Genomic DNA, 20,225 nt, shown 5'->3' with positions numbered 1-20,225 from the left:
AAGGTGGAAACAACAGAAACAAAAGATCTTCTTGTTTCAATACAGGATGGGTTGATGGAGTTAACGCTGAATAGACCACAATCATTAAATGCTTTTAGTCCAGAAATGATTATAGGATTAAAGACGCATCTACAATTAGCAAGTGATGATGATGAAGTTAAAGTTGTTGTGATAAAAGGGGCGGGAAGATCATTTAGTGCAGGTGGAGACGTGAAGACGATGGGTGATGCAAGTCCAGTAGAGGTCTTTGATCACATCGGTCAGTTAAATGGGTTAATTGAACAAATGAGGCAGTTGGAGAAGCCTATTATTGCAGCCGTTCATGGTTTCGCTGCAGGTGCAGGCTTCAATCTTGCCCTTGCTTGTGATTTAATCGTTGCTGCAGAAGGAACTTCCTTTATTTTAAGTTTTGCTCAAGTTGGACTCGTATCCGATGGAGGTGGCCATTTCTTTATTCCACGTGCGCTCACCCCTTATCAAGCAAAAGAGATTTTGTTTAAAGCTGAACCACTTGATGCCAAACAAGCTCAACAATGGGGCTTAGTTAATCATGTATACCCTCTGGCTGAAATGGAAGAAAAAACAAGAGAATTTGCTCTTTCATTCACAAAGCAACCAGTAAAGGCTATTGGTTTAATGAAGAAGCTTACAAATCTAGCAGATACCGCGAGTTTACAAGAGATTCTAGAAGCTGAACGGATTACTCAATCGATGATGGTTACCACTAATGATCATCACGAAGGCGTAAGCGCTTTTAAAGAAAAACGAAAGCCAAACTTTAAAGGAAATTAGGAAGGATGAGAAAAATGAAAGCTGTTCAAATAACGACTTATGGAGGTCCAGATGTGTTAAAGGTAGTGAACCTTGATCGTCCGGCTCCCGAAGCGAAAGAAGTATTAATAAAAATAGAAGCCATCGGTGTGAATTATGCAGATACAGCGAGAAGAGAAGGGCAGTATGTAATACCAACACCGCTTCCATTCGTTCCTGGTGCTGAAGTGGCTGGGATTATTGAAGAAGTCGGTTCAGAAGTCAAAGCAGTAAAACCAGGTGACCGTGTTGTCACGTTACTTGGTTCCAAGCGTGCAACGGGCTATGCAGAATATTCTATTGCTGATGAAAGAGGGTTAATGCCTGTACCAGAAAACGTAAGCTTTGAACTTGCGGTTTCTCTTCCTCTACAAGGGTTAAGCGCTTATCATATTTTAAAAACAATGGGGCGAATTGAGCCAGGAGAGACGGTGCTCGTTCATGCGGCAGCGGGAGGTGTAGGAACCATTGCTGTTCAACTAGCCAAACTCTTTGGTGCGAATAAAGTGATTGCGACGGCTAGTACAAGTGAAAAGTTAGAGCTTGCTAAGAAGCTAGGAGCAGATGTTTTAGTGAACTATAGCGAAGAGAATTGGCATGAAAAAGTGCTCGAAGCGACGAACGGAAAGGGTGTTGACATTGCTTTAGAAATGGCTGGAGGACGTGTTTTTATCGATACCTTAAAATGTTTGGCTACTTTTGGTCGTCTCGTTGTCTACGGAGTCGCTAGTGGGGAGCAAAGTCCTTTTAATCCGTCCTCATTGATGGCCCGCAATCAATCCGTCATTGGATTTTTTCTGCCACAAATTATGCGTAAGCCAGCTTTATTGCAGTCGAGTATGAAGGAGTTATTAACCTTTGTTGGAAAAGGAGAATTAAAATTACAAATTGGTGGAATTTATCGGTTAGAAGAAGCCGCAAGCGTCCACACGCTCCTGCAAGGAAGAAAGACAGTTGGGAAGTTAATCTTAAAACCGTAGCGAATGTTGATTTAAGACTATGATCTAAAGAGCAATGAGTGTTTACTATTTTGTCTAAAATGGTAAGTGTCTCATAGATACGGGAAGCTCGCTCTCTATGAGAGGCTTTAATCTTCATGGACACTCATTGCTGTAACAAATTCTTAAAAGGAGGGTGAATCGTGGAACTATTCTTTCAACAATTATTAAACGGCCTTACTGTTGGAAGCGTTTACAGTTTAGTTGCTCTAGGATTGACGCTAGTATTTGGCATTTTGCATGTACCGAATTTTGCTCACGGAGCTCTATATATGGTCGGTGCTTATGTAGCCTTGACGGTAATGACGGCACTTGGAATCAATTATTGGTTGGCGATAGCAATTGCTGTAGTAGTTGTTGCTTTTCTGTCAATCTTGATGGAACGTTTGGTGTTTAGTCGACTAGATGCAAAAGATCCACTTCCTATTATGATTGCAGCTATTGGTATGCTATTTTTTCTAGAATCATTTGCTCAATATATTTGGGGAAGTCAGTATCAACGTATGGTGACTCCGTATGGTGATTCTATCCAAATACTAGGATTAACAGTTACAATTCAAAGAATTTTGGTTATTGTTGCTGCTGTTTTACTCATGATCTTGCTTCACCTCTTTTTGACTAGGACAATGACGGGAGCAGCTATTATTGCGATGTCTCAAAATCGCAGTGGGGCGTTTCTAGTCGGTATTCACTCTAGTCGAGTCGCGATGATGACATTTGCTATTGCAGGTGGTCTTGCCGCTGCCGCCGCTGCCTTATCCGCCCCTATTAATTTAGTTTTTCCAAGCATGGGTAATTTGGTTATTATGAAAGCCTTTGTCATCATTATTATTGGTGGAATGGGGAGTATACCAGGAGCTATTATAGGCGGATATATTTTAGGAATGGCGGAGAGTTTGGGTGCCACTTACCTTTCAGCTGATTATAAAGACTTAATTGCGTTCTTCCTATTAGTACTTATCTTAACCCTTAAGCCAACCGGTTTATTTGCAAAGGGGGTTAAATAAATGAAGATAGATAAGAAGGTTTGGTTATACGGTATATTATTAGCGGCCGTTATATTGTTTCCGTTGATTATTACGAACCAGTACTACATGCAAGTTTTAATATTGGTTTTTATATGGTCCATAGCGGTTTATGGATTAAACACGATAACAGGGTTAACCGGACAATTATCCTTAGCTCATGCTGGATTCTTTGCGATAGGAGCGTATGGTCTTGGACTTCTAACGGTTAAGGGTGAAATTCCTTTTTGGTTAGCGTTTATAGTGGCTATTATTCTAACAGCTATTATTAGTTTAGGAATTGGTTTGATCGCACTTCGAACAAAATCACATTTCTTTGCTATTTACACGATGTCTGTCGGTTTTATGATTTACCTGATTATCTACAAATCGAACTTAACAGGTGGGGTAAGAGGTCTTATCGGAATCCCCAATCCATCTCCAATTGGCCCATTGCGTTTTGAGTCAATGATTTCTTATTACTATCTAATGCTTTTCTTTTTAATACTTACGATTTTTGTTATGTACCGAATCGTTCATTCTCTCCTTGGTAAAACATTTGTTGCGATTAGGAACAGCGAAGAATTGGCTCAAACACTGGGTATCTCAGTTATGAAAAACAAACTATTAGCATTTGTTTTGTCGGCTGCTTTTGCAGGAATGGCTGGAGCTCTTTATGCGTCTCATGTTCGCTTCATTGGTCCACAAATGGCTGATATTCATGTTGCATTTGAGCTTTTACTTTATTTGTTAGTAGGTGGGATTGGTACATTAGCGGGTCCAATCATTGGAACATTAATCGTGGTTGTCCTTACACAGATGCTGCAATTTTTGGAAGAGTTTCGAATGCTCGTATTTGGCCCGATTGTCGTCTTACTTATTTTATTTTATCCAAGAGGAATTGTTGGTGGTTACCTTATGTGGAAGGCAAAACGTAATCGAAAAATGGATGTTGGAGTTACAAAAAGTAAAGAAGGTGATGCCCGTGCTATTAACGATTGATCAGTTGACGAAATCATTTGGTGGATTAACGGCTGTTCAAAACGTTAGTGCATCAATTGAGCGAGGAAAAATCACTGCTGTCATAGGTCCGAACGGGGCTGGGAAATCGACGTTTTTTAATTTGATTAGTGGTTTCCATTTACCAACAACAGGTAGGATTATCTTTAAAGGGCAAGACATCTCCAAGTTGAAGGCTGAAAATGTTGCCAGGCTTGGAATTGGTCGAACCTTTCAAACGACACATTTATTTGAGCAGGCGACGGTGCTTGAAAATGTTATTGTAGGCCATCGTTTGCGCACAAAGTCTGGCTTAATAGACGCTCTCTTCCGTACAAAAAGAGAGAGACTAGAAGAAAAGATGTGCTTGGATAAAGCTGAAGAAGTTTTAGATTTTGTAGGCGTTAGTTCGCTTGCTTATGCACCCATTTCTTCTATTACACAGGAACAACAGAAGCGAGTTGCGTTTGCATTAGCCTTGGCAACGGACCCAGAGTTGGTTCTGCTCGATGAACCTGCTGCGGGGGTTAATCCAGATGAAACAGAAGGCTTAGCAGATCTAATGAAAAAAATGGTCAACCATGGGAAAACGGTATGCCTTATCGAACATAAAATGCCCATGGTCATGTCTCTTGCCGATCACATTATTGTGTTAAATCACGGTCAGAAAATTGCTGATGGGTCACCAAAAGAAATCCGAGAAAATGAAAGCGTTATTAATGCTTATTTAGGGGGAGGAACAGATAATGCTAGTGCTTCGTAACCTACACGTTCACCAAGGTGCAAACGCTGTATTGAATGATGTGAATATTGAAGTAAATGAAGGCGAGCTTGTCGTTCTTTTGGGGGCAAATGGAGCAGGAAAAAGTACGTTATTTCACACCATAAGTGGGCTGAAAAGGCCAACATCTGGTGAGATTGAGTTTTCTAATAAAGGACTAATCCGATTATCTCCTAGTCAAATTGTGAAAGAAGGAGTCGTTCAATGTGCAGAAGGGAGAATGCTATTTGCCCAAATGTCAGTTCATGAAAATTTAAAAATGGGTGCTTACTCGTATAAAAGAGATAAAGCTGAAATAACAAGGCAATTGGAACGAATTTATGAATTGTTTCCTGACTTGATAGCCAAGCGCCAAGCACTAGCAGGAAGTTTAAGCGGGGGGCAACAGCAAATGGTGGCAATTGGTCGTGCTCTTATGGCTAAGCCTAAATTACTCATGCTTGACGAGCCTTCTCTTGGCCTTGCACCTTTAATAGTCAAACAGATGTTTTCGGTTATTCAAGATATTAATCAATCTGGTGTGACGGTTTTGCTTGCAGAACAAAATGCTTATGCAGCCCTCTCCATCTCGTCAAGGGGATATGTTTTAGAGAACGGAGCTTTAGCAATTGAAGGCACGAGGGAATCTTTGCTTGAAAATGACGAAATCCGCAAAGCGTATATTGGCGCCTAGGGGTTTCCATAGATATGAAATGGGGGAAATGATGATGAAAAAAAAGAATGGTTGGTTCCTATCGTGTTTGGCTGTTGGATTAATGGTATTATCAGCTTGTTCGGGTGGCGGGACGACACAATCAGGAGGTAGTAGTTCTCCTGCTCCAGAAGGGGAAGAGATGGAAATTCTAAAAACAGAAGCAAGGGAAGAAGTTCTAAACATCGGCTACACAGGACCACTAAGTGGACCAGCAGCGTTTTATGGCGAAAATACGGTGGCAGGAGTAAGGATGGCTACAGAAGAGATTAATGATTCTGGTGGCTTTGAAGTGAATGGCACAACGTATAAGATAAACTTAGTCACATTAGATGATATGTACTTACCGAACGAAGCAGGTACAAATGCAAGACGTCTTGTCCAGGAACATAACACATCTGTCGTATTTGTCCCGCATAGTGGTGGAGTATTCGCTACACAAGTCTTTAATGAACAAGATAATTTCTTGATTGCGGCTTACACAAGTGAACCCGATATCTTAACTCAAGGAAACGAATTAACCTTGCGCATTCCTCCTGCGTATGATCAATATCCAGAACCGTTTGTAACGTATCAGCAAGAACGCTTCGGTAAACGCTTAGCGCTACTTCCAACAGCGACGCAATACGGGAAAGATTGGACAGAGGAGTTAGTGCCAGTTTGGAAAGAACATGGTGGCGAAGTGGTTTATGATGGGGAAGTTGATTTCGGAAAAGATACAGACTTTTTTCCCATTGTAACTAATGCCTTAAATCAAAACCCTGATGTGATTTTTGTTGGTGGCCCTTCTGAACCTACAGCTTTATTAATGAAGGCGGCGCGTGACTTAGGTTTTGAAGGTGGTTTTATGGTGATGGATCAAGCAAAGTTTGAAGAAATGGACAGCATCGTTTCGTTAGAGGAAATCGAGGGAGCAATCGGAATGTTGCCAATTCGAGATAGCAATGCAGCTGGAGCAGCTAGTTTTATTGAGAAGTTTGAAGGGGAGTACGGACGTGTGCCGACAGCAGAATCAGCCTTTAATTACCAAGCCTTGTATGTTATTGTTGAGGCTATGAAATTAGCTGGTACAGTAGATGATCCTAATGCGATTATGGCACAAATGGATGCTGGTGTGAAAGCTTTGCCTGAAGATAAACTTGTTTGGCATTTAACAGGGGTTGAAAATAACGGTTTTGATTGGGTGGCTTCCATCGCGGCGATAGAAAATGGAGAAATTATGCATGTTGAGGATTAATTAATAAATCGATCGACCTCTTCTCTTTTTAATAGAAGAGGTTTTATTACGTATTTTTATAATTACACGACCCTAATCCGGTGTTGCATATCCATTCCCAGACAATAGCTTGCTTGTAGAGTTTACTATCTAAACAGATTCATGAGTTGTTAAGCGAGAGTAATTTGATAATACATGTTTTATTATTATCCCTAGAATTTGTAAAAACGAAGGAAAATGTCGTTTTTCGGTTGACCTATTGATTTCGATATATTATAATTCTATAAGACGTGCACTTGAATTATATGTACGTCCTGAGTTGGTTGTTTCGGAGGGAGGGAAATATAATGGCAGAAACTCGTGTTCGCAAAAACGAATCGATTGATGCTGCACTTCGTCGCTTCAAGAGATCACTCTCTAAAGAAGGAACGTTGGCTGAGGTTAAAAAGCGTAAGCACTATGAAAAGCCTAGTGTTAAGCGTAAGAAGAAATCTGAAGCAGCAAGAAAACGTAAGTTCTAATTGAAGTGAGAGGGTGCTTTCATTGAATCTTCTTGAACGTTTGAATCAAGACATGAAGAATGCGATGAAGAACAAGGAAAAGGATAGACTCTCTGTCATCCGTATGGTAAAGTCGTCGTTGCAAAACGAGCAGATTAAGCTCGGACGTGAGTTGACGGACGATGAAAGCCTTACGGTGCTTAATCGCGAACTGAAACAACGCAAGGATTCCCTCCATGAGTTTGAACAAGCTAACCGAGAAGATCTAGCTTCCAAGCTACGTGATGAAATTGCTGTGCTTGTGGTCTATATGCCAGAACAGCTTTCTGAAGAAGAAGTATCGAAGATTGTTGTAGAAGCAATTGCCGATGTTGGTGCTTCAACCAAAGCAGACATGGGTAAGGTCATGGGAGCAGTCATGCCTAAGGTTAAAGGAAAAGCTGATGGTGGTCTTGTGAATCGTCTTGTGCAACAACATTTATCATAATGACACACACGTCTCATCTCTTAAATTAAAGAGTTGAGACGTTTTTTTTTTTGTATAGATGATCGCTATTATATAACGCATTATTTCATGACATGAGCATGTTAGCTGCTTTATTCTAGTTAATAAATACGTGTAAGGTTAGAACACTGTTGTTTGTGTTCACTTCACTAGAGTTCGGTACATTCTCATGATATGATTTATAAGAATTGGTAAAACTAAGATAAAAAGTTTTCATGAAAAAATGAAACTATTTGAAGTTTGGTTCGTAAAGGTAAATATGACAATAAAGAGGGGAGGGTTTGTATGGCAACAAGACGTCGAAGATTAATGTTCTCTTTTGCATTTCTTATTTTAGCTGCTTTGTTAATACCCATTCAGTCTCTTGTACATAGCGAGAGAGCACATACAGAGGAACCGCTTGTTTATTATATTCCAGTTGAACAAACGGTTGAAAGAGGACTAGAAGCCTTTATGGCTCGCTCGTTCGCAACAGCAGTCGAAGAAGGTGCTACACATATTGTATTAGAGATGGATACGCCAGGTGGAGCGGTGGATGCGGCTGGTAATATCGCTACACTGATTCAAGAAACCGAAATTAAAGTGATTACCTTTGTCAAAAGCAAAGCGATTTCGGCAGGTGCGTATATCGCTCTGAATACAGATGAAATTGTGATGACACCAGGAGCGACAATGGGTTCTGCTGCTGTGATTGATGGAGCAGGAAATGCGGCTGAAGATAAAACTCAATCCTATTGGCTATCTGAGATGAGAAGTGCGGCTGAGTTAAATAATCGTGATCCGCAATATGCTCTAGCGATGGCAGATAATAGAATTGATTTACCTGAACTTGGAGCTCCTGAAGGGGATTTGCTTACACTTACGTCACAACAGGCGCTACAAGTAGGTTATGCAGAAGCGGTCGCATCCAATCGCGCGGAGCTTCTCGAGTATTTAGGGCTTGAGAATGCTGTTGAAAGAGAGATGGAAGTCAGCTTTTCCGAACAAATTGCAAGATTTGTCACTCATCCGGTTGTGATTCCCATTTTGTTATCCATTGGAAGTTTAGGGCTCGTTCTTGAGCTTTACTCACCTGGATTTGGCATTCCGGGCTTAATGGGAATATCTGCTTTGCTGCTATTTTTCTTTGGGCATATGTTTGCAGGTTTTGCAGGTTGGGAGTCGATGATTTTATTTATTGTCGGATTCTTACTAATTATGATAGAAATATTTGTCCCAGGTTTTGGTATATTCGGTTTGCTTGGTATAGCAGCCGTTATTGCAGGGATGCTTCTTGCTTCTTTCTCAACAGCTTCCATGTTGATATATATTGCGATAGCACTTGTAATTACTACGGTTGTGGCTATTTTGATTTTTCGTTATTTTGGCCAGCGTGGACCAATGCGAAAAATTATTCATACCGATTCAACAAGCACAGAGAAAGGTTATATCTCGAATGCAACAAGGAAAGAATTAATTGGTCAAATTGGCGAAACGTTAACCCCTCTCCGCCCTTCTGGGTCTGTGGTGTTTGGAAATGAACGCCTTGACGTTGTCTCTGAGGGAGGATATATTGGACAGGGAAAGAATGTCGAGGTTGTGTATACAGCGGGCTCACGTATTGTCGTAAGAGAAGTGAAAGAAAACTAATTAGAGGAGGAATTATTTATGACATTAGATCCTGGTAGTATCGGTCTATTGATTGGTCTTGCAGTTTTATTAATTTTACTTGCCGTATTATTTACGTTTGTTCCAGTGATGCTTTGGATTTCAGCTTTAGCGGCTGGAGTAAGGATTGGAATATTTGAATTAGTGGGGATGAGATTACGTCGTGTAATTCCGGCGCGTGTTGTAAATCCATTAATTAAAGCAGTGAAAGCGGGTCTTGATTTAAGTACATCAAAGTTAGAGGGACATTACCTTGCAGGTGGTAATGTAGACCGTGTTGTTAATGCATTAATTGCAGCACAACGTGCGAACATTGATTTAAGCTTTGAGCGTGCAGCGGCGATTGATTTAGCGGGTCGTGATGTATTAGAGGCTGTTCAAATGAGTGTTAACCCGAAAGTAATTGAAACACCGTTTATCGCTGGTGTAGCAATGGACGGGATTGAAGTGAAGGCAAAAGCACGTATCACAGTTCGTGCAAACATTGATCGTCTAGTCGGGGGTGCGGGAGAAGATACCGTTATTGCTCGTGTAGGGGAAGGGATTGTTTCAACGATTGGTTCAGCTAACAATCATAAGAAAGTACTAGAAAACCCAGATATGATTTCACAAACGGTTCTTTCAAAAGGGTTAGATGCAGGTACAGCTTTTGAGATTCTTTCGATTGATATTGCTGATATTGATATCGGTAAGAACATCGGTGCGGAACTTCAAACTGACCAAGCTGAAGCAGACAAGAAGATTGCTCAAGCGAAAGCGGAAGAGCGTCGTGCGATGGCTGTAGCGAAAGAACAAGAGATGAAAGCGAAAGTCGAAGAAATGCGTGCGAAGGTAGTGGAAGCAGAAGCGGAAGTACCAATGGCGCTTTCTGAAGCCCTACGTCAAGGTCACATGGGTGTAATGGATTATATGAACTATCAAAATGTAATGGCTGACACGGATATGCGTGGTTCCATAAGTAAAGCTACTGATGGAGATTCAAATAGTCCGAAGCGTGATTAATCATGAATCCTTTCCAAGTATTGAAAGGAGGAATTGTCTTTGACATTAGAGCAAATATTTGATTTGATCGCAAATAACTTTATCTTTGTAGCTGTGGTAATCGGTGGGTTAATTAGTATGTTTGGACGCTTGGCAGGTGCTGGTCAACAGCAGCAAGAGCAACGGCAAAATCGCCCGCAACGTGCGGGTCAACCACAACAGCAACAGGAAACAGTTGATTGGCGTGAAATTTTTAAACAAGAAGAAATAGAGCCGGAACCAACGGAGAAACGTGCTTCTACACGAGTAGAAACAACGCAACAGGCCTCTTTTGAAGAAGGTATAGTAAGTCGACAGCAAGAACTCCAAAATCAATATGAAGAGATGCAACGCAAAAGAGAAGTTTCTTCAAGAAAAAACAGGGAAATTCGAAAAGAAACGGTAGATCTTTTGGAGAAAAAAGATAAGCTAGATCTTCACTTAAATCATTTATCTAATAAAGAAGCGATGAAGGCAGTTGTTTGGGCAGAGGTCTTAGGGAGGCCGAGATCACGACAGCCTCATCCCACGTTTATGAAAAAGCGCTAACAATGACGTCAAGAAGCAGTACCTATACGGTACTGCTTCTTTTTTTGTATTTACGCTACTTCATGGTGAGTATCCAGAGAGAGTCAACCTAGTACAATCTACCTATACCTCTAAGTGAAGGTAGATCAATATTTTACAGTTTATAGAGGATTCATTGTGATATCGAGGAAAAAACGATCATAAAGATTAGAGGAAGGGGGTTCGCACATGAAGAAGATGAGACAACAAATGAAGAACTGGGTGACAAAGCAGATGCAGCTTCCTGCAGATGTCATGATGGACCTACCGCGAATTACCATGATTGGCCAGTTACATATTTATATTGAAAACCATCGCGGTGTTTTACGATTTTCAAACCAAGAGCTCCGCTTGTTATTGAAGCAGGGTCAACTATTAATAAAAGGTGATAACTTTGTTATAAAAACGATTTTACCTGAAGAACTTCTACTTGAAGGACGGATCGATCAAGTTCTGTTTATAGAGGAGGAAAAAGGTACTTAGCTAATAGGCTCTAGTACAGGGTATACGCAAGCTCAGAAGGGGGAAAAACTATAAATGAATAATAATTGGACTAACCATATTAACGGTTATGTACGAGTGAGAATTGACGGAGATTATCCAGAGCGCTTTTTGAATAGATGTATTGAACATGATTTTAGCATTTGGCAAATTAAACGAATAGGTGAGCGAAGAATTGTTTGTTATATGGACGTAGAAGACGCTAAGCGAATTCGTCCCTTACTTAAGTTGACCAACTGTAAGGTGTCATTTGTACAACGGAGTGGATTACCATTCCTGCTCAAACGCTTCATGAAACGCTCTGGTTTTTTAGTTGGCATTGTTGCCTTCTTAGCGGTCATGTTCGTCTTATCAAACATGGTCTGGAAGGTTGAAATCAAAGGGGCCTCTCCACAGGTGGAGCATGAACTTAGACAAGTAGTAACTGAGATGGGGATAAAGAGAGGGACTTTTCAATTTTCATTACCGAGTGTAGAGTTAATTCAACGGGATGTCACCGAGTTGGTTCAGGGGGCAACGTGGGTGGGGGTGCGTCAAAAAGGGACGACCTTTGAATTTGAAGTTGTCGAACAACAGTTACCAGAAGAAGCTGAACGCTATAGCCCTAGACATCTTATTGCGACGAAAAAAGCTATTATTCATAAGATCTTTGTAGAACATGGGCAAGCTGAAGTGAAACCAAATGATTTTGTTCGCAAGGGAGAAAGGCTTGTCTCAGGTTATATTGGGAAGAAAGATGCCGAAGATGACGAAAAACAGTTAGTGCCAGCGCAGGCGGTCGTGTTAGGGGAAATTTGGTACAAGTCTGATGTGTCTGTGCCTCTAGATACTTTATTTACAACACTGACTGGTGAAAAGAAAGAAAAGCACTATCTATCATTTTTAGGATTTGATCTTCCGGTTTGGGGATTAGGTAAAGTTGAATTCTCAGAATATACAGAGTTTGAGCATGAACGTCCATTTCGATTCATTAACTGGTCAATACCCGTTAGTTATAAACGAATAGAATTTCTTGAAACTTCGAAATTCAATCGTACGTATACAAAAGAAGATGCAGTGAGAGCAGCTAGAGAGAGAGCTCGTGTCGATTTACAAAGGCATTTGCCTTTAGACGCAGAAATCATTGGCGAAAAAGTTTTGCACGAAGACGTGGAGAATGGTAAAGTTAACTTAAGGATACATTACCAAGTAATAGAAGATATTACATCGGAGCAACCGATTATTCAAGGAGATTGAGTCTATTGACAGAAACTAAAACGATACAGCTAGAAGTCAAGAGTGCCAATGAGACACAAGCACTTATTGGACCTCATGACAGACACCTTAAGCGAATGGAAGAACAACTAGGAGTAACGCTTGTAACACGAGGTGAAGAGGTACAAGTTACTGGAGATACCCCAAAGACAGAAATCGTTGGCAATGTTATTGCTGCCTTAATACAGTTAATCCGGAAAGGTATAACCATATCAGAGCGTGATGTGGTTTACGCTGTTCAATTAGCAGAGAATGATCGGCTTGAAGAATTATTAGAACTTTATGATGAAAAAATTGCGACAAATGTTAAGGGGAAACCAATTATCGCTAAGACTTTGGGGCAACGTCATTATGTGTCGGCTCTCAGGAAAAAAGATATGGTTTTTGGTATCGGTCCAGCAGGTACAGGGAAAACCTACTTAGCTGTTGTCATGGCAGTAACGGCCTTAAAAGAAGGTCAAGTGAAACGAATTGTTCTAACTCGGCCGGCAGTCGAAGCAGGTGAAAGTCTTGGTTTCTTACCTGGTGATCTAAAAGAAAAAGTAGATCCTTATCTACGTCCATTATACGATGCCCTTCATGATGTCTTAGGGATGGAGCAGACAGCGCGTTTAATGGAACGTGGAACGATAGAAGTAGCACCTTTAGCGTATATGCGTGGGCGAACTTTAGATGATGCTTTTGTCATACTTGATGAAGCACAAAATACAACTAAGGAACAAATGAAAATGTTCATAACGAGGCTTGGTTTTGGCTCAAAAATGGTCATTAATGGAGATTTAACTCAAATCGATTTACCACGAGGAAAAAAATCAGGTTTGAAAGTAGCGATGGAAATTCTTTCAAATGTGAAGGACCTTGCTTTTATTTATCTCCAACAGTCTGATGTTGTAAGGCATACACTTGTTCAGCAAATTTTAAATGCCTATGAACAACAAGAAGAGAAAATAGAAAAGTGAGAAAGAGTCACCTATCCTGCTAATCTGCTGATGAATGAGGAAGTCGATTGAATCAGAAAGCCTTTGCCTAAGAGGCGTTAATAAGAAGACCCTCTTTTAGAAAGAGGGTCTTCCTTTATAGATACAAATGTTGGATTGGATAGTGAGGTGATTAAATTGAAAAGAAGATCATCGATTGATCAACATAAGTGGTGGAAACAAGTTCGTGATCATCAATATTTAAGAGGTATTCTATTTTTTGCGATAGGAATTCTTCTTTATCTTCTCTTACTAGGCAACGTCATACCCGAAAAATTGGATGTACAACTATCGCAGATTGCTGAACAAGATATCAGGTCTCCGATTACGGCTGAACATAAAACCGCTACAGAGGAGCGAAGGAGTGCTGCTGTCGATGACGTAAGTCCCGTTTACGAATTGAAGCGAGAGTATGCTCAAAACCAAGTGCGAAAAGTGCATGATATTTTTGACTTAGTCAATCAAGTTCGCATAGATGAGGCAGAGGAAGAAGAACTCGGCGATAATACTGAAACTGATCGAGATGAGGAAGAAGTTCTAAATCGTCAAATTGATTTTGTGAAAGATGTGTTAACTCCAAGGACAAGCAATGATATATCTGATGAAACATTAAAAACATTCTTACAAGCAAGTGAATCACAAATACAAATTGCAAGAGAGACTACGAGTAACGCTGTTCATGAAATTATGAGTGAAAGAATTTCAATTAGAGATCTGTTACAGGCAAAAGAAGAAGTCCGTAGTCAGATTGCCATTTCAACCGTCAGCAATGATCTTCTTGAAGCGATGAAAGAGGTAGCTGAGTTCGCGATTATTCCCAATTATATCTACGATGCTAACGCTACTGAACAACTAAGACAAGAATCTGCAGAAAGCGTTGAGCCAGTGTTAATAAGGGAAGGACAGCTTCTTGTAAAAGAAGGCGAAATGATTAATCACGATATTTATGAGCAGCTAAGAATTGTTGGTCTATTGGATGATTCTTTCAATGTGTTTCCATATGTTGGACTCGCTCTTCTTATTGGATTAATCATAAGTATGCTTTCGTATTATGTAAATGAGGCCCAGACATCTGTTCAAAAGAATAATAGTCATTTATTGATGTTTACTTTAATCTTTATTGTTACAATTGTGATTATGAAGATTACAAGCATGCTAGAAGGATTAGAAATTCAAGGAATAGGCTTTGTTGTTCCTGTGTCGATTGGAGCTATGCTTATTACCTTATTAATTCATACTAGGCTTGCTTTGTTTACAGGAATCATGTTTGCAGTCATTGGAAGTATTATGTTTAATAATGAAACAGTAGGGACCTTTCATTTCAGTTATGGTTTCTATATTTTATTTAGTTCATTTGCGGGGGCTTATTTCCTAAGTAAATCGACTCGACTTTCTCGCATTCTTCGAGCCGGACTGTTTGTTTCCTTTGTGAATATGGTAGCCGTAATTGCATTATTGTTTATGAAGACCGTTCAAAGTGGCTGGTTGGAGATTGGCATGCATATTGGTTTTGCCTTTCTTTCTGGTTTTGTGGCTGCGGTTTTAACGATAGGCCTGCTACCATTTTTTGAAGAGGGCTTCGGTATTTTGTCAACATCAAAGTTAATTGAACTCTCTAGCCCTAACCAGCCCTTACTACGTAAAATCCTAGTAGAAGCTCCGGGAACTTATCACCACAGTGTTGTTGTTGGTAACTTGGCAGAGGCAGCATGTGAGTCGATTGGTGAGAATGGTTTGCTTGCTCGCGTTGGATCCTATTATCATGATTTAGGCAAAACGAAGAGACCGCACTTTTTCATTGAAAATCAAATGAGAATGGAGAATCCTCATGATAAGATCTCACCACAATTAAGTAGGACGATCATCATTGCACATCCGTATGATGGAGCTGATTTGCTTAGAGAATACAAAATGCCAAAGGAAATTATTGATATAGCTGAGCAGCACCATGGAACAACATTGTTAAAGTATTTTTATCATAAAGCTAATAAAGACTCGGAACAGCCTATACCTGAATCGCAATTTAGATACCCAGGTCCAAAAGCTCAAACAAAAGTTTCAGCAATTGTAGGAATAGCAGATAGTGTTGAGGCGGCAGTGCGAACGATTCAAAAGCCTACTCCCGATAAGATTGAAGCGCTAGTACGAAAAATTATTCAAGATAAACTTGAAGATGGTCAATTTGATGAGTCTGATTTGACTTTGAAAGAGTTGGACCGAGTGGCTGTATCTATATGTGAAACACTAAAAGGTACTTTCCATCAACGAATTGAATATCCAGAGGACGCTAAAGGAAAAGGAGATAAAAAGGATGAACGTAACAGTTGATTTCACTGATGAAACAAATGCCTTAACGACAGAGCATCAAGATCTTGTCGAGAACGTCATAATAAAAACGGCAGAAAAAGAAGGTTTGACTGGAGAGGTTGAGGTGTCAGTAACAATAGTAGATGAGGCACGTATTCAAGAAATTAATTTAGAATACCGAGATAAAAATGAGCCTACTGATGTTATTTCATTTGCATTAAATGAGCAAGCTGAAGATGAATTAGATGTAATTGTGGACCCTGATATGCCAAATATGTTAGGTGATATCGTCATTTCTCTTGCACACATTAAGGCGCAGTCAGAAGAGTATGAACATTCTTTTGAGCGTGAATTAGGTTTTTTAACTGTTCATGGTATGCTACATTTACTTGGATATGACCATATGACAGAAGCCGAAGAGAAAGAAATGTTCTCAAGGCAAGAGGACATTTTATCTGACTATGGGCTTACACGATAGAAATCGAAAAGGGTTTAAACGATTACTCAAATCATTCATGTATGCCAGTCAAGGTTTAGTGTTTGTAATCAAACATGAACAAAATATGCAAATACATATAATAGCAGCAGCGGTCATTTTATTATGCGCATACCTATTAAACCTACCAACCGTTCATTGGTTGATTTTATTGTTAGTTATAGCAGGGATGTTTTCTTTAGAGATTATGAATACGGCTGTAGAAAGAACTGTAGACTTAGTCACTGAGGATTTTCATCCACTGGCTAAAAGAGCCAAAGACATTGCTGCCGCAGCTGTGTTTGTGTATTGTGTATTTGCTGTTATTATTGGATTAATCTTGTTTGTTCCTGCAATTAAACAATTATTTTAAAGTAGTTCCTGAAAAAATTATCAAAAAAGACGATGTAAGTTCTTTTGATGGAACATTTTATAGATTGGTTGAGAGGAGTTCCCTCTATCATGTGGAAAAGATTTCAAAAGAATATTATAGCTGGAATCATTTTTTTACTTCCAGCTATTGCAACAATCTATGTTATCCAGTTGCTCTTTGGACTCGTAGATGCTTTTCTTGGCTCTTTTATAACAGATCTCTTAAAAGCGCTTAATGTCATTACGACAATTGAAGGACGTATCTATTTTCTCGGTGTATATACCCCATTTTCAGAACGTTTACTCGGAATTGGTTTTATCTTAACCATTTTATTAATAACTTGGGTAGGGGCGATGAGGATCCAAGGACGGGGACTTAGAATCTTTGGAACAATTGATCGCACCTTTCGTCGGATTCCAATCGCAAACTCAATCTATACTTCAGTAGAGCAAGTTATTCATGCTTTTGCTCAAGAACGTTCTTCATTTAAGAATGTTGTACTTGTTGAATATCCAAGGAAAGGACTTTATACAATCGGTTTTCAAACTGGAGAGTCTAAAGGGGAAGTTCAAAGAGTCACCTCTAGAGATTGTATAAATGTTTTTTTGCCTACAACGCCTAATCCAACATCGGGGTGGCTAGTTTTAGTCCCTAGAGAAGATGTAATTTTATTAAATATGTCGGTTGAGCAAGGACTTAAGTTTATTATATCTGGTGGAGTCGTTGTACCTCCAGATCCTGGTGCTGTGGTGGATGATATGGGAACGGAAGTGGACCATCAGAATATGATTGTTCATGTTCGTTCAAGAAGAAAGGATGAAGACAAATGAATAAGCATGAATTAATTGTTGAAGCTAAACGTGCGAGAGAACAAGCCTATGTACCTTATTCTAACTTCCAAGTAGGAGCAGCTCTTTTAATGGAGGATGGGACTGTTTTTCTAGGGGCTAATATTGAAAATGCTTCTTATGGTTTAACCAATTGTGCAGAACGAACAGCCTTGTTTAAAGCTTATTCGGAAGGAAATCGAAAAGTAGAAATGATTGCAGTTGTAGCAGCAACAGATCGACCGGTTCCTCCATGTGGAGCGTGCCGTCAAGTAATGGTTGAGCTTTGTTCTCCTGATACAAATGTTATACTTACAAATTTAAAAGGTGATATATTAGAAATGACGGTGGCTGAGTTGCTACCGGGTGCATTTACAGCGGAGGATATGAATGAATAATCAAAAAGGATTTAAATCAGGTTTTGTTTCTATTATTGGTCGTCCTAATGTTGGGAAATCAACGTTAATCAACCATGTCATTGGTCAAAAGATTGCCATTATGTCGGACAAGCCACAAACAACTAGAAATAAGATACAAGGTGTGTACACAAGTAATGAGTCGCAGATTATTTTTATCGATACACCTGGGATTCATAAGCCTAAACATAAATTAGGCGATTTCATGATGAAAGTAGCTCAAAATACGTTAAGAGAAGTAGACCTCGTTCTTTATGTTGTGGATGCAACAGAAGCGTTTGGATCAGGAGAAGAATTTATTATTGAACGATTAACGGAAATAAAAACTCCTGTATTTTTAGTCATTAATAAAATTGATAAAATCAAACCCGATGATATTCTTGGTGTGATTGAAACGTACAGAACGAAACTAGATTTCAAAGAGGTCATTCCCATTTCAGCTCTTCAAGGTAACAATATCCCTACACTTATGGAGCAAATCACTAAATATTTGGATGAAGGTCCACAGTACTATCCTAGTGATCAAGTAACAGACCATCCTGAACGGTTTGTTGTAAGTGAATTGATTCGAGAAAAAGTTCTTCATTTAACGAGAGAAGAAATTCCTCATTCTGTTGCAGTGAATGTAGAACAAATGAAAAAACGTGGAAATGGTGATACTGTTTATATTGGAGCTACCATTATTGTGGAACGTACTTCTCAAAAAGGAATCATTATCGGTAAACAGGGTTCGATGCTTAAAGAAGTTGGAAAGCTAGCAAGAACAGACATCGAAACGTTACTAGGTTCAAAAGTGTTTTTAGAATTATGGGTGAAGGTTCAAAAAGACTGGAGAAACAAAGCCACCCATTTGAGGGATTATGGTTTTAGAGAAGATGAGTATTAAAAAAAGAAGAAAAAGGTCGAGATTGACCTTTTTCTTCTTTTTTGTTTGAGCGGAACCGTTATTTGATTTAACGTGTTATAAGTGCCTTTATTGTATCGGGCTAGCGGGAGGGCAAAGGAACCAAAGTAAGATATTGCAATGAACGATTATCGAAAACAAGTTGCTGACCTCGAGTCAGAGTACCAAGAAGAACAAAAGAAGATAATAGAAGTGCTTAAGAAAAATCTATGTCTAGGCGTCTAGCCATTGTTTTTTTCTATTTGAACGCTTATCATTATAGTAATAGCGTGTTTGTAAGGGATATCTTAAAAAGTCAAGTGTTTTTAATTAACAATTATTCCTTAACATGATTTGAGAAAAGAAGGTCATCATACAAATATAGAGCGTTGAAGTCTTATGAAGAAGAAAGGTGGAATCTGATATGCTCGATTTTTCTTGGAAAGTCTTTTCAATGACAGGTAATGTGGATACGTATTTATTGTTGAAAGAACTAGAGCGAGATTCAGACGAACAATTCGGACAAGAAGACATAGAGGAAATAGAAACAACCGACTCGCCAACGCATTAACAGTATGTTGACACCTCACGAAGAATGTGTGGTGACAGGATGATTCAAAAAGTAGAAGGTTTAGTTATTCGTACGACAGATTACGGAGAGTCCAATAAAATTGTAACGTTATTTACGAGGGAGTTAGGTAAAGTTGGTGTGATGTCTCGGGGAGCCAAAAAGCCTAAAAATCGTTTGTCTGCAGCTTCCCAATTGTTTATGTATGGTACATTTGTCTTTCAGCAAGGTTCTGGACTCGGAACACTAAATCAAGCTGATATTTCAAATTCATTTCGAGAGGTTCGAAATGACCTATTTCGAGCCTCTTATGCAACATACATAGTTGAATTAACGGATAAATTAACAGAAGATAGACAACGAAATCCCTATCATTTTGAATTGCTTTATCAAACGCTCTATTATTTAAATGAAGGTATTGATCCAGAAGTGTTACTTCGGATCTATGAAGTGAAAATGCTTGCAGTTGCAGGTATTAAACCAGAGTTAGATCGATGTGTAAGTTGCTCTTCCACTGAGGTACCTGTTGCTTTTTCGATACGCCAAGCTGGTTTTCTATGTAGACAATGCAATCATCAAGATGAGCGTGCTTATCGGCTTACAGCACACGTAGCTAGACTGTTGCGGTTGTTTTACCATTTTGATTTAAAAAGGCTAGGCGATATTTCTTTAAAGAAAGAAACGAAGAAAGAATTACAAATCATTATAACGGCTTATTATGATGAATATTCAGGGTTAAGGTTGAAGTCTAGAAGGTTTCTTGAACAAATGGAACGAATGAATGGTTTTGAATGATGGTATGTTGACAGTTAAGTTATTTTTTTAGTATGATGCTAATAATAAGATATGGTGCATAGATGGAAAGTAGTATTTACTCTCTCTTAAGAAAGCGAACCTAGGGCGGTG

General features: G+C 39.4%; 23 protein-coding genes. All 23 read left to right on the top strand.

The window, feature by feature from the left end; genetic code table 11:
• The first annotated feature begins 3 nt into the window (after positions 1–3).
• Positions 4–792: an enoyl-CoA hydratase/isomerase family protein gene (locus PQ474_RS06810; RefSeq protein ID WP_273841275.1), complete on the top strand. Its 789-nt coding sequence runs from the start codon at positions 4–6 to the stop codon at positions 790–792.
• 14 nt (positions 793–806) lie between these two features.
• Positions 807–1,790: a quinone oxidoreductase family protein gene (locus PQ474_RS06805; protein WP_273841274.1), complete on the top strand. Its 984-nt coding sequence runs from the start codon at positions 807–809 to the stop codon at positions 1,788–1,790.
• A 161-nt stretch (positions 1,791–1,951) separates the two neighbouring features.
• On the top strand, positions 1,952–2,815 hold the full coding sequence (locus PQ474_RS06800) for a branched-chain amino acid ABC transporter permease (RefSeq protein WP_273841273.1): 864 nt from the start codon (positions 1,952–1,954) through the stop codon (positions 2,813–2,815).
• A complete protein-coding gene (locus tag PQ474_RS06795) occupies positions 2,816–3,814 on the top strand; it encodes a branched-chain amino acid ABC transporter permease (protein WP_273841272.1) in 999 nt (332 codons plus the stop codon). It begins immediately after the preceding gene.
• Positions 3,798–4,574 (top strand): ABC transporter ATP-binding protein, encoded by a 777-nt coding sequence (locus tag PQ474_RS06790; RefSeq protein WP_273841271.1) that lies wholly within the window; start codon positions 3,798–3,800, stop codon positions 4,572–4,574. The genes PQ474_RS06795 and PQ474_RS06790 overlap by 17 nt, the downstream gene beginning before the upstream one ends.
• Positions 4,558–5,265, top strand: a complete 708-nt coding sequence (locus PQ474_RS06785) for an ABC transporter ATP-binding protein (RefSeq protein ID WP_273841270.1) — start codon at positions 4,558–4,560, stop codon at positions 5,263–5,265. The genes PQ474_RS06790 and PQ474_RS06785 overlap by 17 nt, the downstream gene beginning before the upstream one ends.
• Before the next feature lie 34 nt (positions 5,266–5,299).
• A complete protein-coding gene (locus PQ474_RS06780; RefSeq protein WP_273841269.1) occupies positions 5,300–6,520 on the top strand; it encodes an ABC transporter substrate-binding protein in 1,221 nt (406 codons plus the stop codon).
• Positions 6,521–6,846: 326 nt separating this feature from the next.
• A complete protein-coding gene (rpsU, locus tag PQ474_RS06775; RefSeq protein ID WP_003323311.1) occupies positions 6,847–7,020 on the top strand; it encodes a 30S ribosomal protein S21 in 174 nt (57 codons plus the stop codon).
• Between the two features lie 22 nt (positions 7,021–7,042).
• Positions 7,043–7,486 carry a GatB/YqeY domain-containing protein gene (locus PQ474_RS06770; protein ID WP_273841359.1) on the top strand — a complete coding sequence of 148 codons (444 nt, stop codon included), beginning with the start codon at positions 7,043–7,045 and terminating at the stop codon, positions 7,484–7,486.
• A gap of 303 nt (positions 7,487–7,789) precedes the next feature.
• Positions 7,790–9,133, top strand: a complete 1,344-nt coding sequence (locus PQ474_RS06765) for an NfeD family protein (RefSeq protein ID WP_273841268.1) — start codon at positions 7,790–7,792, stop codon at positions 9,131–9,133.
• A gap of 18 nt (positions 9,134–9,151) precedes the next feature.
• Positions 9,152–10,153, top strand: a complete 1,002-nt coding sequence (floA, locus tag PQ474_RS06760) for a flotillin-like protein FloA (protein WP_273841267.1) — start codon at positions 9,152–9,154, stop codon at positions 10,151–10,153.
• Between the two features lie 39 nt (positions 10,154–10,192).
• A complete protein-coding gene (locus tag PQ474_RS06755) occupies positions 10,193–10,720 on the top strand; it encodes a hypothetical protein (RefSeq protein ID WP_273841266.1) in 528 nt (175 codons plus the stop codon).
• Positions 10,721–10,927: 207 nt separating this feature from the next.
• A complete protein-coding gene (gene yqfC, locus PQ474_RS06750) occupies positions 10,928–11,221 on the top strand; it encodes a sporulation protein YqfC (RefSeq protein WP_273841265.1) in 294 nt (97 codons plus the stop codon).
• Between the two features lie 54 nt (positions 11,222–11,275).
• On the top strand, positions 11,276–12,475 hold the full coding sequence (gene yqfD, locus PQ474_RS06745; RefSeq protein WP_273841264.1) for a sporulation protein YqfD: 1,200 nt from the start codon (positions 11,276–11,278) through the stop codon (positions 12,473–12,475).
• A gap of 5 nt (positions 12,476–12,480) precedes the next feature.
• A complete protein-coding gene (locus PQ474_RS06740) occupies positions 12,481–13,452 on the top strand; it encodes a PhoH family protein (RefSeq protein ID WP_273841263.1) in 972 nt (323 codons plus the stop codon).
• A gap of 147 nt (positions 13,453–13,599) precedes the next feature.
• On the top strand, positions 13,600–15,798 hold the full coding sequence (locus PQ474_RS06735) for an HD family phosphohydrolase (protein WP_337956340.1): 2,199 nt from the start codon (positions 13,600–13,602) through the stop codon (positions 15,796–15,798).
• A complete protein-coding gene (ybeY, locus tag PQ474_RS06730; protein WP_273841261.1) occupies positions 15,782–16,255 on the top strand; it encodes an rRNA maturation RNase YbeY in 474 nt (157 codons plus the stop codon). The genes PQ474_RS06735 and ybeY overlap by 17 nt, the downstream gene beginning before the upstream one ends.
• Positions 16,239–16,625 carry a diacylglycerol kinase family protein gene (locus tag PQ474_RS06725; protein WP_273841260.1) on the top strand — a complete coding sequence of 129 codons (387 nt, stop codon included), beginning with the start codon at positions 16,239–16,241 and terminating at the stop codon, positions 16,623–16,625. The genes ybeY and PQ474_RS06725 overlap by 17 nt, the downstream gene beginning before the upstream one ends.
• Before the next feature lie 89 nt (positions 16,626–16,714).
• Positions 16,715–17,455 carry a DUF502 domain-containing protein gene (locus PQ474_RS06720; protein WP_273841259.1) on the top strand — a complete coding sequence of 247 codons (741 nt, stop codon included), beginning with the start codon at positions 16,715–16,717 and terminating at the stop codon, positions 17,453–17,455.
• Positions 17,452–17,850 (top strand): cytidine deaminase, encoded by a 399-nt coding sequence (locus tag PQ474_RS06715; protein WP_273841258.1) that lies wholly within the window; start codon positions 17,452–17,454, stop codon positions 17,848–17,850. Before PQ474_RS06720 ends, PQ474_RS06715 begins: the two co-directional genes overlap by 4 nt.
• Positions 17,843–18,754 carry a GTPase Era gene (era, locus tag PQ474_RS06710; RefSeq protein WP_273841257.1) on the top strand — a complete coding sequence of 304 codons (912 nt, stop codon included), beginning with the start codon at positions 17,843–17,845 and terminating at the stop codon, positions 18,752–18,754. The genes PQ474_RS06715 and era overlap by 8 nt, the downstream gene beginning before the upstream one ends.
• 421 nt (positions 18,755–19,175) lie before the next feature.
• Positions 19,176–19,322 (top strand): YqzL family protein, encoded by a 147-nt coding sequence (locus tag PQ474_RS06705; RefSeq protein ID WP_273841256.1) that lies wholly within the window; start codon positions 19,176–19,178, stop codon positions 19,320–19,322.
• Positions 19,323–19,361: 39 nt separating this feature from the next.
• The gene (gene recO / locus PQ474_RS06700) at positions 19,362–20,114 is read left to right on the top strand and encodes a DNA repair protein RecO (protein ID WP_273841255.1); all 753 of its coding nucleotides are present in this window, start codon (positions 19,362–19,364) and stop codon (positions 20,112–20,114) included.
• The last annotated feature ends 111 nt before the right edge of the window (positions 20,115–20,225 follow it).

This window comes from Halalkalibacter alkalisediminis, assembly GCF_028610705.1.
GTDB lineage: Bacteria > Bacillota > Bacilli > Bacillales > Bacillaceae_D > Halalkalibacter > Halalkalibacter alkalisediminis.
The sequence above is the reverse complement of the archived record's forward strand: the minus strand, read 5'-3'. Positions and strand labels throughout refer to the sequence as shown.

Bases quoted from the DNA above. Each gene is read 5' to 3' on its own strand.
- recO (WP_273841255.1), top strand. From the start codon at position 19,362: ATGATTCAAAAAGTAGAAGGTTTAGTTATTCGTACGACAGATTACGGA.
- PQ474_RS06785 (WP_273841270.1), top strand. From the start codon at position 4,558: ATGCTAGTGCTTCGTAACCTACACGTTCACCAAGGTGCAAACGCTGTA.
- rpsU (WP_003323311.1), top strand. From the start codon at position 6,847: ATGGCAGAAACTCGTGTTCGCAAAAACGAATCGATTGATGCTGCACTT.
- era (WP_273841257.1), top strand. From the start codon at position 17,843: ATGAATAATCAAAAAGGATTTAAATCAGGTTTTGTTTCTATTATTGGT.
- yqfD (WP_273841264.1), top strand. From the start codon at position 11,276: ATGAATAATAATTGGACTAACCATATTAACGGTTATGTACGAGTGAGA.
- PQ474_RS06795 (WP_273841272.1), top strand. From the start codon at position 2,816: ATGAAGATAGATAAGAAGGTTTGGTTATACGGTATATTATTAGCGGCC.
- PQ474_RS06805 (WP_273841274.1), top strand. From the start codon at position 807: ATGAAAGCTGTTCAAATAACGACTTATGGAGGTCCAGATGTGTTAAAG.
- PQ474_RS06715 (WP_273841258.1), top strand. From the start codon at position 17,452: ATGAATAAGCATGAATTAATTGTTGAAGCTAAACGTGCGAGAGAACAA.
- floA (WP_273841267.1), top strand. From the start codon at position 9,152: ATGACATTAGATCCTGGTAGTATCGGTCTATTGATTGGTCTTGCAGTT.
- PQ474_RS06765 (WP_273841268.1), top strand. From the start codon at position 7,790: ATGGCAACAAGACGTCGAAGATTAATGTTCTCTTTTGCATTTCTTATT.
- ybeY (WP_273841261.1), top strand. From the start codon at position 15,782: ATGAACGTAACAGTTGATTTCACTGATGAAACAAATGCCTTAACGACA.
- PQ474_RS06705 (WP_273841256.1), top strand. From the start codon at position 19,176: ATGCTCGATTTTTCTTGGAAAGTCTTTTCAATGACAGGTAATGTGGAT.
- PQ474_RS06780 (WP_273841269.1), top strand. From the start codon at position 5,300: ATGAAAAAAAAGAATGGTTGGTTCCTATCGTGTTTGGCTGTTGGATTA.
- PQ474_RS06725 (WP_273841260.1), top strand. From the start codon at position 16,239: ATGGGCTTACACGATAGAAATCGAAAAGGGTTTAAACGATTACTCAAA.
- PQ474_RS06720 (WP_273841259.1), top strand. From the start codon at position 16,715: ATGTGGAAAAGATTTCAAAAGAATATTATAGCTGGAATCATTTTTTTA.
- yqfC (WP_273841265.1), top strand. From the start codon at position 10,928: ATGAAGAAGATGAGACAACAAATGAAGAACTGGGTGACAAAGCAGATG.